This is a genomic window from Polaribacter sp. Z014 (assembly GCF_023555435.1).
GTDB lineage: Bacteria > Bacteroidota > Bacteroidia > Flavobacteriales > Flavobacteriaceae > Polaribacter.
In genome coordinates this window covers 1-1,260 of record NZ_JALCZP010000085.1, presented here as the reverse complement: position 1 = coordinate 1,260, position 1,260 = coordinate 1, and the positions used below count along the sequence as shown (strand labels likewise).

1 protein-coding gene is annotated in these 1,260 nt (G+C 26.7%); it reads left to right on the top strand.

Translation table 11 applies throughout. The features are described 5' to 3' along the window. Positions 1-242: 242 nt before the first annotated feature. Positions 243-1,214, top strand: coding sequence for an IS110 family RNA-guided transposase (locus tag MPF19_RS19015; RefSeq protein WP_249989850.1), 972 nt, complete (start codon positions 243-245; stop codon positions 1,212-1,214). Positions 1,215-1,260: the final 46 nt, after the last annotated feature.

Below are 1,260 nucleotides of genomic sequence, written 5' to 3'. Positions count from 1 at the left end.
GTCATCCTATGTTTGTAAACTCTTAAAGTTTATGTTAAAATTAATTACATTTAAGATTAATAATAACAGAAAAGTATAGGGTAAAGGTTAAGATTATAGTCTGTCATTTGTCATAGAAGACCGTTCGAAATGCTAATCACTTTACCCTTTTACTACTTAAAACTTGAACAGATCATTAGACATTAAAGTCTGCATTTAGGATTGATAAGTATCGTAGTAACTTTTCTATAAAACATTTTAATATGAGTAAAATTATAGGAATTGATATTAGTAAACAAACATTTGATGTTTCTTTTTTAAAAAAAGATAAATGGGAACATAAAGTATTTAAGAATGTACCAAAAGGCTTTCAAAGTTTTAAAAAGTTAATAGAAAAAAATGATTGGATTGTAATGGAGGCTAGTGGTCCTTATTATGTTCAATTAGCAACTTATCTCAACGCTTTTAACTTTAATATTTGTGTTTTAAACCCTTTAATTATTAGACGCTATAGTCAAACAAGATTATACAGAGCTAAAACAGATAAAAAAGATGCAAGAACAATTGCTGAATATGGAGCTCAATATGATTTAAAGAAATGGAGCCCTGATAGTAAGGCAAGTACAGATATAAAACAACTTTACACAGCATTAGAACTACTTAAAAAACAGATACATCAAACAAAAAGACAATTAGCTTCTTTTGAAGTAACGGGTTTATTAAATAATAGTCTTAAAAAAGAATTAAAACAAGTAGAATTACTCTTACAAAGACGTATTGATAAGTTTGAAAAACAAATAGAGAAAATTGGTAACCTAGCATATAAAGAAACAATTGCCCGACTAAAAACAATACCTGGCATAGGTATAAAGACAGCCATAATGATGTGTGTAATCACAGATAATTTTACAAAATTTGAATCACATAAACAGTTAATTGCTTTTGTAGGGTTTAGTCCTAGATTATATCAATCAGGTACAAGTGTTAGAGGGAAAGGGCATATTTGTAAGATGGGAAAATCACAAATTAGAAAATTATTATACCTATGTTCATGGTCTGCAAAAAGAGTTAATAAAGCTTGTATAGAAATGTATCAAAGATTAGAATCAAAAGGAAAACCCGAAAGAGTAATTAAAATTGCACTCGCTAATAAACTAATAAAACAAATTTTCTCTATTGCTAAAAACAAACAGAATTATGATGAAAATTTCAAGAATTTATATGTTATAAATTAGAAAGAAAAATATTTTAAATTTTAACAAAATATAGTAGGTTTTTAAC

What these genes read in the sequence shown, in the direction of transcription:
- MPF19_RS19015 (WP_249989850.1), top strand. Translation starts at nt 243, where the DNA reads ATGAGTAAAATTATAGGAATTGATATTAGTAAACAAACATTTGATGTT.